Genomic DNA, 15,328 nt, shown 5'->3' on the forward strand with positions numbered 1-15,328 from the left:
TTACCTGATATAAAACGAGTTATTTTGATTTTATTGCCTAAAAGCAAAAATCAATTCACTCGCGAACTGGCTGTTTCATTTTCAAATTTTCAAATTCTCAAATTTTCAAATTAGCCGTTATCTTTGCGCCCCGGATAACGGACTCAATACATTTAAATTAATAAACATATATAATCATGGGATTGAAAGCAGGGATTGTAGGATTACCAAACGTTGGAAAATCTACCTTGTTTAACGCAGTTAGTAACAGTGCAAAAGCTCAGGCCAGCAACTACCGTTTCTGTACCATCGAGCCAAACGTTGGTTTGGTAGATGTGCCGGATCAGAGAATAGATAAACTGGCAGAACTGGTTAAACCAAACCGCACTGTGCCTACGCAAATTGAAATCGTTGACATCGCAGGTCTTGTTCGTGGTGCCAGCAAAGGCGAAGGTTTAGGAAACAAATTCCTTGCAAACATTCGTGAAGTAGACGCGATTGTTCACGTGATCCGCTGTTTTGAAGATGAAAACGTTCTTCGCGATGAAGGAGCGATCAATCCTGTTAGTGATAAAGAAATCATCGATACAGAATTGCAATTGAAGGACCTTGAAAGTGTTGATAAAAAATACCAGCGTTCTGAAAAGCTTGCTAAGACAGGCGATGCAAAAATAAAAGCAGAATTCGAAGTATTGAAACGCTGCAAGGCACATTTGGAGCAAGGGAAAAGCATTCGTTCGCTTGACCTGAGCAAAGAAGATAAAGCTGCCATCGCAGATCTGTTTCTTTTGACAGAGAAACCTGTATTGTATGTTGCCAACGTTGACGAGCCTTCTATGCACACTGGAAATAAATATTCCCAGGCGTTGCAGGCTGCCGTTGCTGAAGAAGATGCAAAGGTGATTGTAATGAACAACTCCATTGAAGCGCAAATTGCAGAAATGGAAAATGCTGATGATCGCGAATTGTTCATGGGTGAGTACCACATGGAGGAGCCGGCTTTGAACAAACTGATCCGTTCTACGTATAGCCTGTTGCAACTGCAAACTTACTTCACTGCCGGTGTACAGGAAGTTCGCGCATGGACAATTCATGAAGGTTGGAAAGCGCCGCAAGCCGCAAGCGTGATCCACACTGACTTTGAAAAAGGCTTTATTAAGGCTGAGGTTATTGCTTTCAACGACTTCGTAACACTTGGTTCAGAAGCAGCTTGCCGCGAAGCCGGTAAACTAAGAATCGAGGGCAAGGAATATATTGTGAAGGATGGCGATGTGATGCACTTCCGCTTTAACGTGTAATGGAGAGTTGAGAGTTAATTTTTCAACCAAAAAAATTAAAAAACGGGTTGAGCAGATATTCTGTTCAACCCGTTTTTATTTAGAAAAGATTTGAAATTGGCCCAATCACTCTCAACTCTCCCTTCTCAACTCTCAACTACACCAAATATGCTCCCGTAACCTCCCCTTCTTCCACTTCCACAAAAATGTGCTCCTGCAAAGTAGTAGCGAGTGAAACACCAACGTAATCTGTGTTTACCGGATACACTTTATGTGTTCTTTCAACCAAGGCAAGGGTTTGAATCTTTTTAGGATGAAACTGCAAGAAAGGTTTCAGCGCGTACAACATGGTTTTGCCGCTATTAGCCACATCATCTACAACGATAATGACTGCATCGTCAAAATTCTCAGCACTGCTAATCTCAATTTCGCCGGGGTTTCTTTTGTCGAGATTCAATTCTATAACATCTATGACACCGGAAAAAATAGACTGCAATAGTTTTTTAAGAAAATATGCCATCGCAACCCCATTATCCTTAATACCGGCAAGGATCAGGCGCTTTTCTCCCACATTTTGCTCCGCTATCTCATAAGCCATTCTTTCCAGCTTTTTTGTTGCTATCTGTTTATTGAGAATATAGTTCTTTTGCTCGCTCATCGTTCATTAATTGAAAATGGAAAATTGAAAGTTGAAAGTTAAGGAGAAAATGGTGAATCGTGAGTCGTGAATATGTCCGGGAATATAAAATCAAAAAATCATAACAAATCATCAAAATCATGACGATCTGCGTTCTTCCACCCATTTTCAACTTTCAATTTTCCATTTTCAATTATCTAAACTAATTTCGGGCACGTAATCAAAAACTTGCTATGCACATTTTTCAGCAAATTGCTTTTGTAGTCATTTTAGCTGTTGCCATTTGGATGTTCAGCAAAAGAATAGCTGCAATCCGAAGAAATATATTGTTGGGCAAAGATGAATCCTACAAAGACCATCCTTCCGATCGCTGGAAAAATGTGTTCCTGCTGGCTTTCGGACAAAAAAAGATGTTCCGCAACCCGACTGTGGCAGTTCTTCACTTCTTCGTATATGCGGGTTTTATCATCATCAATACCGAGGTCCTGGAAATATTGCTGGACGGCATTTTTGGAACGCACCGTCTTTTCGCCGGCTTCCTCGGCAGTTTTTACGGTGTGCTGATCAATGGTTTTGAAATTCTGGCGGTTCTTACAATTATTGCCTGCGCAACTTTCCTCATACGCAGAAACATTATTAAACTAAAACGCTTTATCAGTCACGACCTCGATGGCTGGCCCCGCAGTGATGCCAACTACATTTTGATCACCGAGATCGTTTTAATGATATTGTTCTTAAAAATGAATGCATGCGACACCGAGCTTCAGATTCGCGGCGTTGCACATTTCATAGAACACCCAACCGGCAATTTCCTTTTCTCTCAATACCTGCATCCTTTATTAAATGGCTTCAGCGACAACACGCTTATGGCTTTTGAAAGAATTTGCTGGTGGCTGCACATTGTTGGTATTTTGGCATTCCTGAACTATCTGCCTTTTTCAAAGCACCTTCATATTCTGCTGGCATTTCCTAACGCTTACTATGCACGTTTAAAACCTGAAGGCTATATTAAAAATATGCCTGAGGTGCAAAATGAAGTATTGTATGCCATGCAGCCTGAACTGGCTCCTGCAGACGCGGCACCTCCCGCAAAATTTGGCGCCAAAGATGTCGCAGATCTTAGCTGGCGCAATTTATTGGATGCTTACTCCTGCACGGAATGCGGACGTTGCACAGCGGCTTGTCCGGCCAACCAAACGGGCAAACTCCTTTCTCCGCGCAAGATCATGATGGATACCCGCGACCGCATTGAAGAGGTTGGTAAAAACATCGACACCAATGGTGAGTTTAAGGAAGATGGCAAAACATTACTACACGATTACATCAGCGTCGAAGAGTTAAGAGCCTGCACTACCTGTAACGCCTGCGTGGAAGAATGCCCAGTGAGCATCAGCCCTCTTGAAATTATTATGGAACTGCGTCGTTCATTGGTCATGGAAGAAAGTAACGCTCCGCAAGAATGGAACGGCATGTTCAGCAACGTAGAAAATAACTTTGCACCATGGAAGTTCTCACCGGATGACAGAGATCATTGGGCAGTGGAGAGCTAGAAGTCAGGAATTAGAAATTAGGAGTTAGGAATTAGAGGTCTCCGGTATATCTGAGATATGTAGATAGGATTATCAATGTTATGAAGCGAGCATTGGTAATCCTATTTTGCTTTTGTTGCGTCGCTCACTTCACCTGTTGAATAAGATCGAGCGGAAGGATCTCCCCAAAGGCATTTATCCTCGAAACTTTCAGCAGCCTCTGCCATTTCACGCAACCTTTCCACTTCCGTTTGAGTTAAATTATCTTCTCCTTTTTTCATCAATGCATCAATTTCATGCATTGCTACATCGTACGTGTCGTCGTTTTTAATTACCAATTTATCTCTCATACCTGCAAAAGTAAGTTTTGAGCGCTATCTTATTCTTACATTTGAATCAAACCTATCATTTTGAAATTCGTTGCAATCTCCGATACACATGGTCAACATGAACGAGTAACCCTACCAAAAGGCGATGCGCTAATTCATGCTGGCGATATTTCAACGCGTGGCAATGAAGCTGAAATAGCAGAGTTCTTCGATTGGTTCAAAAGACAAGATTTCGAATACAGGATTCTCATCGCGGGCAATCACGATTTTTATTTTGAAAGAGAATCTGCTAAAAGGGTCAGGGAGATGATTCCCAAAGAGGTTGTATATCTGAATGACAGTGGTTTTTCCTTAAATGGAGTCAACATCTGGGGCTCGCCTATTACACCATGGTTCAATAACTGGGCATTTAACCGGCATAGAGATGCAATCAAAAAACACTGGGAATTAATTCCTGTAAGCACCGATGTATTAATAACACACGGGCCACTTTTCAGAACCCTTGACAAAACAAGAATGGGTATTCATGCCGGATGCAAAGAATTATTTCAACGTGTTCAGGAGGTTAAGCCGCGTGTTCACGTTTGCGGGCACATCCATGAAGCCTATGGCACTTTTCATAAAGGCAATATCCAGTTTATCAACGCGAGTCTTGTAAATGAAAAATACGAGTTGGTAAACGACCCGATTGTATTTGAATTTTAAAATGTCTAAAAAATTATTATTTTGATTAGACCATGCGTCTTCTAATTCTACCGTTGCTCCTCATCGGAGCATTTAGTACATTTTATATTTCCAAGAGGGTGCCAAATTGCGGGAATGTAAATCACGACACAATCAGCAAGCCTCCGATTGATACAATTTTTATTAAAGTAACAGCCATAGACTCCTTCGGTAGTTATTGCGACCGTTTTGAATTTGAATGCGATTGTGTATGTGCGGAAAAAATCCGTTTCAGAATAATCGATTCACTAAAAACAACTCTTCATAAGAATGAAGTAATTGCTATTATGGTTAGAAATATTGACTTGCCCGAACGAAGGATAATTCCGGATTCAACCTATCTGCTCGGAATATCAAAATGGACTTCGGTTAAAGCAATTTTCAGAGAAGATACGCCTGCCATTTTTTGGAGCTGTAAAATTATCCCCGGCATATGAACCGGGTTTAAACGTTCACTTCTCCGTTTGCATCTGTCGTTAAAATTTCGCTCATCAAATTCAGGAAAGGACGCATCTTTTTGAAAACATCGTTTGCCTTTTGTACAAAATCGTTGCCGGTAACTTCTGAATCAGTAAAAGGATGCTTGAGCAGAAATTGTTTGTAACGCAGTAATTCTATTGCAGGATGATTTTTATCGTAACCACGCGGAGCCGTAGCCAACTGTTCTCCGTGCATTTTACCGAATGTTTTTTTAAATGTTTTATCGGCCAACAACTCGTCCCATCCTTCTGTGTTATATGCAATATCATCGCGGATACGTTTCATATCACTTGGTACAGGTCCCCAGAAACCACCCGCGAGGAAGCTATTGCCGGGTTCAATGTTATAGTAATACCCACCGCGAAGTAATTTGGTGGCCCTTTTAAAACTGCCGGTCCAATGTATATTATACGGCGTTTTTTCCTTTGAAAAGCGAACATCTTTATAAATGCGAAACAGACTTTTCTTGCCCGACAATGTTTCTATGTTATCATGCATGATCATTTTCATAAGTAACGCATCTGCAAACAAAGTCATATTATCGTATGCTGCGGTATAGAGTGTTTTGTGGTTCGCAAACCATTCACGGTTGTTGTGCTTTGAAAGTTGCTGTAAAAATTCTAAGGTTGATGGTTGTATAATAACAGTTTTCATACTCATTCTTGAAATGCTACAAAGGTGGTAAATAATCGCTGGCTGTTTTCTAAAAATTGTCAGGTTTTAAGGCCTGTTATACATCCTCACTCTACGAATGCTCTGCGAAGCTTCCAGCTTCGGATGAATATTCTATCGCCTGTGTCGATTATTTGTTGCCAGAGGCAACAGAATCCTGCTGCAAGGCTACAAGCCTTGCAGAGCAATATTTACGCCATCTTCCCCTCAAACCTCTTCAACAAAAACATCCCCAACGCAACTGCGCCACAAATAATGCTGATAACCCACCAAAGTGTGTGAAAGCCCGCATATTGCGCCACCTGGGAGCCCAACGCGGGTGCAGCAATCTGTGCACTTGACCAGGCGATGGTGTAAAGTGCAGCGTAACTGCCGCGGTTGTATGCCTGTGTTCTTCCTATCCAGTAGCTGTTCATAAAAGGAAGACACTGTATCTCCCCTAACGTTATCAAAGCTGTAGTAAAAACCGCGACTATGAAAAGCGAGGGCAACACATTCAGCAAAACATACGCAAGGCCAATGCAAAGAATACCACTGGTAATGTAAAACAGGTTGTGTCGCTTCCCTTCTATTTTGTGCACCAATATCATTTCGATAAACGCAATGATCAATCCGTTTTCTGCCATTAATAAACCGATCTGTTGCTCTGTAATTTTCCATTCTGATTTCAAATAAACAGGCTGCATACCGAACAACTGCAAAAAGCAAGTGGCAAAAACTATTGTCAAAATAATAAATGTAATGTAGATCTTATCACGATAAGGGGATGACGTTGCAGATTGCTGTTCGTGAGATGTTTCATGTTTTTTGTAATCCACTCTCGGCAATATCTTTAACATCAGCAAAGCCGCGAAAATATTGGTGCAGCCATCTACCCAAAACAGTAAATGATAATTGTGCCCAGCAAGAAATCCTCCCAATGCGCCGCCAACTGACCAACCAAGATTGATGGCAAAACGATTCAAGGAATAAGAACGTGTTCTATTTTCCGGAGAACTATAAAATACAATGGCTGTAGAATTTGCTGGCCGGAAAGATTCATTGCAAAAACTAAGAATGAAAACACCTATACATAACGAGAGAAATGTTGTCAGAAATCCAATCACCATAAACAATAAACCGCCGCTAAATAAGGCTGTGATCTGCACCGGATAAAAGCCCAGCTTGTCAGTTAGCTTGCCGCCAATAAATGCACCTGCAATCGCACCCAGTCCAAACAGCCCCATTATAATCCCGGCCTGCGTTAGTGTAAAGTGTAATTTTTGTGTAGCATAAATCGTCATGAAGGGAACAACCATTGTTCCACTCCTGTTTATCAGCATTACAAGCGAAAGACACCATGTAGATCTGGAAAGGCCCTTATAAGCATCACGATAAGTCTGAACAGCGGTTGCTAGCATAGCTGCAAGTTAATTTGAAAATTTGCTAATTTGAGAATTTGAGAATGAGCAAGAACGCAGATTTTCATGATTGTCATGATCTGTTATGATTTTTCTATTACTTTTTTATTCTTTCCTAGTGAATTCCCCAAAATAAAAGCCTCCGAAGAAAACTCTCCGGAGGCTTTATTATTAATCTTAAAAAATCATGATAATCGTGAAAATCTGCGTTCCTCTTCTCCCATTTTCAAATTAAAATCACATTTCTTCCTTGTAGCCATCATTGCTCTGCCGTTTCTCTCTGCCACTCTTAATATCCTGCAAACGTTTTTCAGGATAAGCAATGCGACTGATCAATACGAACAGAACAGGAACGGTGAAGATGGCAAATAAGGTGGCTGCCAACATACCGCCGAGTACTGTGTAACCAATTGTTTGCCTTGCAACCGCACCGGCTCCGTTGGAGAACACAAGTGGCAATACACCAAGGATGAAGGCCAATGACGTCATCAGGATCGGACGCAGACGAATCCGCACCGCATCCAATGTGGCTGACACAATAGGTATGCCCGCATCTACCCTTTCCTTGGCAAACTCAACGATCAGGATGGCGTTTTTAGCGGCGAGACCAATCAGCGTGATCAAACCAATTTGCGCATATACGTTATTGCTTAAAGATTTTGTAAAGGTCAAAGTAAGGATCGCACCAAACGCGCCCAATGGAACCGCTAACAATACAGAGAACGGCACTGACCAGCTTTCGTACAATGCAGCAAGGAACAGGAACACGAAGATTACAGACATCGAAAAAATGATCACAGTACTCGATCCTGCATTGATTTCCTCACGGCTCAAACCGGAGAACTCGTAACCGTAACCATTCGGCAATACTTTTGCTGCCACTTCACGCAGCGCTTGCAGGGCATCTCCGCTACTATAACCGGCTTTTGAATCACCGTTAATCTCTGCTGAACGGAAAAGATTATAGTGGCTGATCATCGGCGCACTTTCAACAACCCTGTAAGTAGTAACGGCGCTTAGCGGCACCATTGCACCCACCTGATTGCGAACATAATATTGTTGCAGGTTTTGAATATCGCCACGATACACGGTATCAGCTTGCGCCAATACACGGAAACTACGACCATATGCGGTAAAGTCATTTACATAACGGCTTCCGAGGAATGTTTGCATGGTTGAGTAAACATCACTAATAGAAACACCCATGCGCTTCGCTTTCTCTCTATCCACATCCACCTGGTAACCCGGTGTACGTGCTGTAAAGAAAGAAAACGCTCTTGCAATCTCTGGGCGCTTATTTGCTTCCATCAAAAAGTTCTGAAGCACTTTTTCAAATGCCTTGATATCGTCATTACTTTCTCGTTGTTGTAAGATGAAACTGAAACCGCCGGTATTACCTAAGCCCGGAATGGCTGGTGGCGGAATCACAATGATGTTTGCACCTTGTATCGATGCAAATTTTTGCTGAAGCTTTGCAACGAGTGCATACAATTGCTGTGATTTATCCTTCCGCTGGTCCCACTCTTTTAACTGTGTAAACACCGTACCACTGTTGGATTTGGAAGCAAACGTAATAGCATTCAAACCACCCAATGCCGCATAGTGTTTTACTTCTGGAACATCTTTCAAAATATTCATCACACTATCAAGCACTGCAAGGCTTCGCGTTGTTGAAGCGGATTCTGCCAATTCGAAAGTTATGTACAAACGCCCCTCATCCTCTGTTGGAATGAAACCTGTCGGTTTGTTTTTGAACAATAAGAAAGCGCCTACGAAAAGACACAACAACAGCATCACCACGTATCTAGCACCCTTGATTGCTTTTCTTACGCCTAATGTATAGTTCAAACTTGTTCTTCTGAACCATTCGTTGAATTTGAAGAAGAATTTATCCAGGCCTTTTGAGTTCTTATCAAGGTGCTGTGGTTTCAACATGATTGAACACAATGCCGGTGTAAGTGTAAGCGCCACGAATGCTGAGATCACAACAGAAATTGCAATTGTGATCGCAAATTGCTGATACAAACGACCTACGATTCCCGGAATAAATCCTACCGGAACGAATACCGCTGCAAGGATCAATGCGATGGCAATTACCGGGCCTGAGATATCCTTCATGGCACGATGCGTTGCTTCTTTTGCGTCGAGACCCTGCTCGTCGATATAGTGTTGCACCGCTTCCACCACCACAATGGCGTCATCCACCACGATACCGATTGCCAACACAAATCCGAAAAGCGTTAACGTATTAATGGTAAAGCCCAGCGGTATGAAAAATATAAACGTACCTATGATCGCTACAGGAATTGCCAATATCGGAATCAGTGTGGCTCTCCAGTTCTGCAGGAACAAATACACTACCAATATTACTAGTGCAAGAGCAATCAGCAACGTTTCTATTACCTCATCAATTGATACTTTTACAACAGTTACTGATTCGAAGGGAACTACATAGTCAACATCTGCAGGAAATGATTTCTTAAGGTTATCCATTGTCTTCACAACGCCGTCTGCAGTCTCAAGAGCGTTACTTCCCGGAGCCTGGTACACAAGCAAATATGATGCTCTTTTACCATCAACGAAGGAGTTGCTTGTATAGCTGAATTTACCCAACTCAACACGTGCAACGTCTCTTAGGTAAACGATCGATCCGTCAGTAGGATTTGTGCGGATGATAATATTTTCAAACTCCGATGTCTTGCTGATGCGGCTGTTGCTGAACACAGTGTATTCAAATGCCTGAACAGAATGTTGTGGAGCACCACCGATTGAACCTGCAGCCACCTGCAGGTTTTGCTCTTGCAAAGCTGCAATGACTTCATTTGCTGTAAGTCCAAGATTCGCCATTTTATCCGGCGCCAGCCAAACACGCATACTGAAGTCATCGGCACGGGTAAAGATATCACCCACGCCTTTTGAACGTAGCAAGGCATCTTTAATGAAGATGTTGGTATAGTTATCAATAAAAGAAACGTTGTGTGTTCCTTTCGGTGAGTACATCGCTACCAGCATCAAAATGCTTGGGTTACGTTTTCTAACAGTAAGGCCCAAACGTTTTACATCGTCCGGCAATTGTGGTGTAGCGATACCTACGCGGTTTTGCACGTCCAATGCAGCAATGTCAATATTGGTACCCAGTTCAAAGTTTACGTTGATCGTAGTACGGCCGTCACTGGTACTGTTGCTTTGCAGGTATGACATACCCGGCGTACCGTTGATCTGTACCTCTACAGGTGTTGTCGTTGTCTGCTCCACCGTTTGAGCGTCAGCACCTGTATAGCTACCCGTCACCTGTACCACAGGCGGCGTGATATTCGGGTACTGCCCTATCGGTAAAGTGATTAACGCAATCACTCCCACCAACACGATTACAATGGAAATTACAATCGCTGTTACCGGTCTTTTTATAAAAGTATCTGCAATCATATTATGTCTGTTGATTCTTGAAAGTCAAAATTCAAAAGTTAAAAGGCAAAAAAACGAACCGACATCCCACCACTTTTGAATTTTGATTTTTTACTTTTTACTTGAAACATTAATGAGCCTGAGATTTAGCTGCAGTGGAATCGCCAACGTTTGCAGGCTTAACTGCTGCGCCCGGTCTCAGCTTCTGCACACCTTCCACTACTATCTTTTCATCCAGGTTAAGACCTTTGTTGATAATCACTTTATCGCCAATATTTTTGCCAAGCGATACTTTGCGTTGTTCCACTTTGCTGCTATCTCCCACTACATACACAAAATATTCACCCATTTGCTCAACCACCGATTTGTAAGGGATAACAATGCGCTGGCCTTCGCTGCCGTTTTTAACACGCACAATGCAACTCATACCAACTTTAAGAACGTCCAGTGGATTCTCAAATTCCAACCTTACTTTCAATGTAGCGGTTTGAGGATTAACGGCTCTGTCCAGCACACTGATCTTACCTGGATATTTATAACGCAAGCCGTTGGCGCTGGCGATAGTGAAGGTTGAATCAGCTGGATTTTTACCGATCAATCCAACAAAGAAAGGAACCTGTTTTTCGTCTATGTTAAAGTCCACAGCGATCGGATTGCTGGTGGAAATCGTATTCAGTATTGTGCTACCCGGAGAAACCAACGCACCTTTTTTTACTTGTGAAAAACCGATCGTTCCATCCATTGGAGATGTGATCACTGAATAACGAAGGTTCGCGCTCAAGCTGGTGACATTCGCCTGGGCCGCTGCTACTTGCATTTTCGCAGCCTGCAGATCAGCTTCTGCATAATCTACTTTTTGTTTTGCGATCGCGTCTTGCTTCAACAATTGGTTATACCTGTCAGCATCTTTTTGCGCTTTATCTAAAGCCGCTTTTGCTGAGTTCAGGTTTGCAACCGCCTGGTCGTAACCTGCCTGGTACTGCTGCTGATCAATGGTATAAAGTTTCTGCCCTTTCTTTACTTTTTGTCCATCCTGAAAAAAGATGCCGGTAATGTAACCCGTTACCTGTGCCCTTACTTCCACTTCATTAAGTGAACTAACCACACCAGGATATTCATCAAAGTATGTTGCGTTGCCTTCTTTTACATTGTCAACTACAACAGGAACAGCCTGTGGCGGCGCAGCCTGTTGTTGCTTGGGTTTACAAGCGGTGAACATTATTATTCCAAATACCAAAACATACAAACAGTGAATGGTTTGCTTTATCATATATCCGAATGTTTATCTTTTAAAAACTTTGATTATTGTATAAGACCCAATGCCTTGTCTACATCTATTTTACTTGAAAGCACCTCAAACAATGCGTTGAAATAATTAAGTTGTGCTGTACGCAAATCTGACTGCGCCACAATTACTTCAAGGTATGTTTTAATACCTTCTTTGTATTGCAGATCAATAATGTTGTACACATCATTTGCCAGATCCATGTTTTCCTTCAGCACCAGGTAATTATTCATGTTTGCTCTGTATACTGCAAGTGCCGTTGAATATTCTGTATTGATAGATGTTTTCAACGCTAGAAAATCCCAATCCATTCGCTTCAGTTCAAGCTCGGCCTGTCGCACCTGGTGAATGCGTTTTGTTCCCTGGAACAAAGGCAGCGAAAGCGTTAAGCCGAAAAGAGAATTTGGATAATCAGCACTATAGAGTTTTGCAAACTGATCGTTTTGATATACAAGATTATAATTGCCAAATGCCCCTACACTTGGAAGGAAACCCCATTTGTAATACTTGAGGTTGGCGGTTTGAAGTCGCTGTCGCGTCTTCAGAAATTGATATTCTATCCTATTTTCATAATTGATCCCGGCACTGGTATCAACCTGTATTTTTTCTTCAAGCCTTGATTTATCGGCTTGAATCGCAATGGCGGCGGTGCTGTCATACCCCATTTGTTGTTTGAGATATTCATACTTTGCCTTTATGCCCTGCCGGCTGGAGAACAATTCTGCCTTAGAATTATTAAGGGAAATAATGGCGCGCTTGTAGTCGGTTTTGTCCGTAAGACCGGCGTTGAACTGACTGTATGCATCTTTCAAACTTTTGGCGAGCCTTTCCGTATCCGCCACCAACACTTCTATTCTTTTCTGCGAGAGCAATACATCATAATAAGCCCTGCTCACATTAGCAACCAGGTCGATCTTGTAGCTCGTAGCACTTTGTCTTGCCTGCGTGCGAATATCATTTTTGGTACGAGACGCCAGTAAAACGTCCCTATTGAAAATGCTTTGGTTCAGTGAAAACCCGAGCGTGCTGGTATTTGGCGCTCCAAATTTAACCGGCTGTTTAACGCCGTTGGCATCTGGGACCAAAGACACAGGAAGTTGTGTATAGTGCTGCAGGTTGTAATTCATATTTACCTGCGGCAGCCAATCCGCCAACGCCACTTTCACCTGCTCATTGGCAATATCAATATCCATATTTGCCTGTTTGTAAGCTGGTTGATGCTTCAATGCATATTGAATACATTCATCAAGATCAAAGCGTGTACTGTCTGCTGTTTGTGCGTTTATTCTAAGAACTGAGATAAATAGGAAAACCCATAAAAGCCCTGTTTCTTTTTTCATATATCTCATCGAATGATTAAAGTTTTAATAATGAAATCCTGTACCAATTCTGGTTATTGCCGAATATCGATTTGTGGGAATAAGTGTGCAAAGAACCAACATCGATACATCACTTTTATATTAACTTATTGATTTTTAGAAACTTTACTGTACAAACTTTAAAAAATACGGAAAAGGCCACAGTTGTTCGTTATTGGTTGTTAGTTGTTAGCAGGAAAGTAACCTGAAGCCTAACAACTAACAACCACCAACAAACAACTTATATGACAAGCGAAAATTTAAAAAGGGAAGCCCGGAAATATCTTAAACAGCAATTGAATGTACTTTGTTCCTGACACGCACCATCTGTAATATCACTGCAACAAAAATCAGGAAGACACCTACATAAAATCCGTTGCTCAGGTATTTGTTTTCATGGAACAGAACGAAAGCCAGTAATATACCGTAAACCGGTTCGAGGTTATAAGTAAGGTTAACAGTAAAAGGTGATATATCTTTTAGAGCATCTAAAGATATGTAAAAAGCCAATACCGTACATAACCAGCTCAATATGAGCAACCACACCCAATCAAGCCCTGCGGGCAGCGAAAACCCAATATGTGAAGCCGATAAATAAAAGGGCATTATGCAGGATAATACAATGAACCCTCCACTCAACTCATACAAGGTAACCGTTCCGGATTCATGTTTGGAAAGCAATTTTTTATTAAGAATGGTGAACAGCGATGCCAAGAAAGCCGCCACTACTCCAAAAATGATCCCGATCTTATACTGAATATCGAAATGGAAGATCAATGCAATACCTACCACGGAAACCATACCAAGCAGCACTTCCTGGAAAGCTATTCTTTTCCGCAGCAAAATTGGTTCCATCAATGCCGAAAAGAATCCCATGAGTGAAAGGCAAACCAACGATACCGAAACGTTTGCATACTTAATGCTCCCATAAAAAGCGACCCAGTGAGTGGCTACAATTGCACCCACTCCCACCATTTCCAATAAATCTTTAAAAGATACCGGAACGATCTTTTTCCTGAAAGCATAGATGACCCACAACGTAACCGCAGTGATCAGCATTCGGTACCAAACCAGCAATGATTCATTGAGAGTAATGAGTTTTCCTAATATACCAGTAATTCCCGCCAGGAAAACGGCTATGTGTAGTTTTATAAATGCACCCTTCATAATTGAATTTGCAAAGATCAGGGAAAAAGAACGCAGATCATCATGATTGTCATGATTTGATATGATTTCTTTGAAAAGTACCCGCGGGAATCAAAGATGTAACAAGTATGAGGTACGATGTACGAAAGTCGTTCGGGTGTAATACATCGTACAGTTCTTATCGGCGTTTTGCATAAAAAAAGGACCCGTAATAGTTACAGGTCCTTTCCTTTTAATAAATTCTGATAAAAAAGATTATTTGGTTTTTGCAAAGACTTCTTTCTGGAAGCGCGGCATCACAACCACATCGTTATTTTTTACTCTGTTGCTATAATTTTTAAATAAGCTTTGCCAGCGAAGGTTCAATACACCCAAAATGCCTTCTTTTACAATGCCTTTGTTCATTTTAGAGGCACCATATTTCCTGTCCTGGAAAATAATAGGCACTTCTTTTATTTTAAAACCAAGTTTCCATGCGGCGAATTTCATTTCTATCTGGAATGCGTAACCAACAAACAGGATCTTGTCGAGATTAATGGTTCTCAACACATCGTTTGTGTAGCATACAAAACCTGCTGTAGAGTCCTTTACAGGAATCCAGGTGATCATGCGGGTATACAGGGAACCTCCTTTTGAGAGGACCACTCTATCCCATGGCCAGTTGACATTTCCACCACCTTTTACATAGCGGGAACCAACTGCCACATCTGCGCCCTGGTATTTGCAGGCGTCATACAAACGGCCGAGGTCTTTGGGATTGTGAGAAAAATCGGCGTCCATTTCAAAAATGAACTGATAATTTCTGTTCAGGGCCCATTTGAACCCATGAATGTAGGCAGTACCTAAACCAAGCTTGCCCTTTCTTTCTTCAAGAAAAAGCTGACCGGGAAACTTCGACTGTAATTCTTTTACAATCTCCGCAGTCCCATCAGGAGAACCATCATCGATTACCAAAACATGAAAGTTTTCCTGCAATCCGAAGACCGCATGTAAGATATTGGAGATGTTTTCCTTCTCGTTGTAGGTAGGTATAATTACTATTTTTTCCAAGGCAAAAATATATTAATACAAATGTAGAACTTTTAGCTGCTAACCATTTCCCAAATTT

General features: G+C 41.7%; 12 protein-coding genes. 3 read left to right on the forward strand and 9 right to left on the reverse strand.

From position 1 onward, the window contains the following. Positions 1-176 precede the first annotated feature (176 nt). Positions 177-1,277: a redox-regulated ATPase YchF gene (gene ychF, locus KTO63_RS03105; RefSeq protein WP_217789655.1), complete on the forward strand. Its 1,101-nt coding sequence runs from the start codon at positions 177-179 to the stop codon at positions 1,275-1,277. A gap of 136 nt (positions 1,278-1,413) precedes the next feature. On the opposite strand, the gene KTO63_RS03110 is transcribed toward ychF, so the two are convergent. After that, positions 1,414-1,914, reverse strand: a complete 501-nt coding sequence (locus tag KTO63_RS03110; protein WP_217789656.1) for a phosphoribosyltransferase family protein — start codon at positions 1,912-1,914, stop codon at positions 1,414-1,416. A gap of 212 nt (positions 1,915-2,126) precedes the next feature. Between KTO63_RS03110 and KTO63_RS03115 the strand changes: the two genes are divergently transcribed. After that, a complete protein-coding gene (locus KTO63_RS03115; RefSeq protein ID WP_217789657.1) occupies positions 2,127-3,443 on the forward strand; it encodes a (Fe-S)-binding protein in 1,317 nt (438 codons plus the stop codon). Between the two features lie 101 nt (positions 3,444-3,544). Here the strand turns inward: KTO63_RS03115 and KTO63_RS03120 are convergent, their stop codons facing one another. Continuing rightward, on the reverse strand, positions 3,545-3,772 hold the full coding sequence (locus KTO63_RS03120) for a hypothetical protein (protein ID WP_217789658.1): 228 nt from the start codon (positions 3,770-3,772) through the stop codon (positions 3,545-3,547). A gap of 60 nt (positions 3,773-3,832) precedes the next feature. On the opposite strand from KTO63_RS03120, the gene KTO63_RS03125 reads away from it, so the two are divergent. Then, the gene (locus KTO63_RS03125) at positions 3,833-4,456 is read left to right on the forward strand and encodes a metallophosphatase domain-containing protein (RefSeq protein ID WP_217789659.1); all 624 of its coding nucleotides are present in this window, start codon (positions 3,833-3,835) and stop codon (positions 4,454-4,456) included. 462 nt (positions 4,457-4,918) lie between these two features. Here KTO63_RS03125 and KTO63_RS03130 read toward each other — a convergent pair whose 3' ends face one another. The 7 genes from KTO63_RS03130 to KTO63_RS03160 form a co-directional block, all read right to left on the reverse strand. Then, positions 4,919-5,608, reverse strand: a complete 690-nt coding sequence (locus KTO63_RS03130; protein ID WP_217789660.1) for a DUF2461 domain-containing protein — start codon at positions 5,606-5,608, stop codon at positions 4,919-4,921. Between the two features lie 209 nt (positions 5,609-5,817). Next, on the reverse strand, positions 5,818-7,026 hold the full coding sequence (locus KTO63_RS03135) for an MFS transporter (RefSeq protein ID WP_217789661.1): 1,209 nt from the start codon (positions 7,024-7,026) through the stop codon (positions 5,818-5,820). 237 nt (positions 7,027-7,263) lie between these two features. Continuing rightward, on the reverse strand, positions 7,264-10,452 hold the full coding sequence (locus KTO63_RS03140) for an efflux RND transporter permease subunit (protein ID WP_217789662.1): 3,189 nt from the start codon (positions 10,450-10,452) through the stop codon (positions 7,264-7,266). A gap of 109 nt (positions 10,453-10,561) precedes the next feature. After that, a complete protein-coding gene (locus KTO63_RS03145) occupies positions 10,562-11,701 on the reverse strand; it encodes an efflux RND transporter periplasmic adaptor subunit (protein ID WP_217789663.1) in 1,140 nt (379 codons plus the stop codon). 32 nt (positions 11,702-11,733) lie between these two features. Next, entirely contained in the window at positions 11,734-13,056 is a 1,323-nt protein-coding gene (locus tag KTO63_RS03150; RefSeq protein WP_217789664.1) for a TolC family protein, read from the reverse strand. Between the two features lie 303 nt (positions 13,057-13,359). After that, positions 13,360-14,241: a DMT family transporter gene (locus KTO63_RS03155; protein WP_217789665.1), complete on the reverse strand. Its 882-nt coding sequence runs from the start codon at positions 14,239-14,241 to the stop codon at positions 13,360-13,362. Positions 14,242-14,475: 234 nt separating this feature from the next. After that, positions 14,476-15,270: a polyprenol monophosphomannose synthase gene (locus KTO63_RS03160; RefSeq protein ID WP_217789666.1), complete on the reverse strand. Its 795-nt coding sequence runs from the start codon at positions 15,268-15,270 to the stop codon at positions 14,476-14,478. Positions 15,271-15,328 lie beyond the last annotated feature (58 nt).

Source organism: Pinibacter aurantiacus, assembly GCF_019130065.1.
In the GTDB taxonomy this organism is placed as follows: Bacteria; Bacteroidota; Bacteroidia; order Chitinophagales; family Chitinophagaceae; genus Pinibacter; species Pinibacter aurantiacus.

What these genes read in the sequence shown, in the direction of transcription:
- KTO63_RS03145 (WP_217789663.1), bottom strand. Translation starts at nt 11,701, where the DNA reads ATGATAAAGCAAACCATTCACTGTTTGTATGTTTTGGTATTTGGAATA.
- KTO63_RS03155 (WP_217789665.1), bottom strand. Translation starts at nt 14,241, where the DNA reads ATGAAGGGTGCATTTATAAAACTACACATAGCCGTTTTCCTGGCGGGA.
- KTO63_RS03135 (WP_217789661.1), bottom strand. Translation starts at nt 7,026, where the DNA reads ATGCTAGCAACCGCTGTTCAGACTTATCGTGATGCTTATAAGGGCCTT.
- KTO63_RS03115 (WP_217789657.1), top strand. Translation starts at nt 2,127, where the DNA reads ATGCACATTTTTCAGCAAATTGCTTTTGTAGTCATTTTAGCTGTTGCC.
- KTO63_RS03130 (WP_217789660.1), bottom strand. Translation starts at nt 5,608, where the DNA reads ATGAAAACTGTTATTATACAACCATCAACCTTAGAATTTTTACAGCAA.
- KTO63_RS03120 (WP_217789658.1), bottom strand. Translation starts at nt 3,772, where the DNA reads ATGAGAGATAAATTGGTAATTAAAAACGACGACACGTACGATGTAGCA.
- KTO63_RS03150 (WP_217789664.1), bottom strand. Translation starts at nt 13,056, where the DNA reads ATGAAAAAAGAAACAGGGCTTTTATGGGTTTTCCTATTTATCTCAGTT.
- KTO63_RS03110 (WP_217789656.1), bottom strand. Translation starts at nt 1,914, where the DNA reads ATGAGCGAGCAAAAGAACTATATTCTCAATAAACAGATAGCAACAAAA.
- ychF (WP_217789655.1), top strand. Translation starts at nt 177, where the DNA reads ATGGGATTGAAAGCAGGGATTGTAGGATTACCAAACGTTGGAAAATCT.
- KTO63_RS03140 (WP_217789662.1), bottom strand. Translation starts at nt 10,452, where the DNA reads ATGATTGCAGATACTTTTATAAAAAGACCGGTAACAGCGATTGTAATT.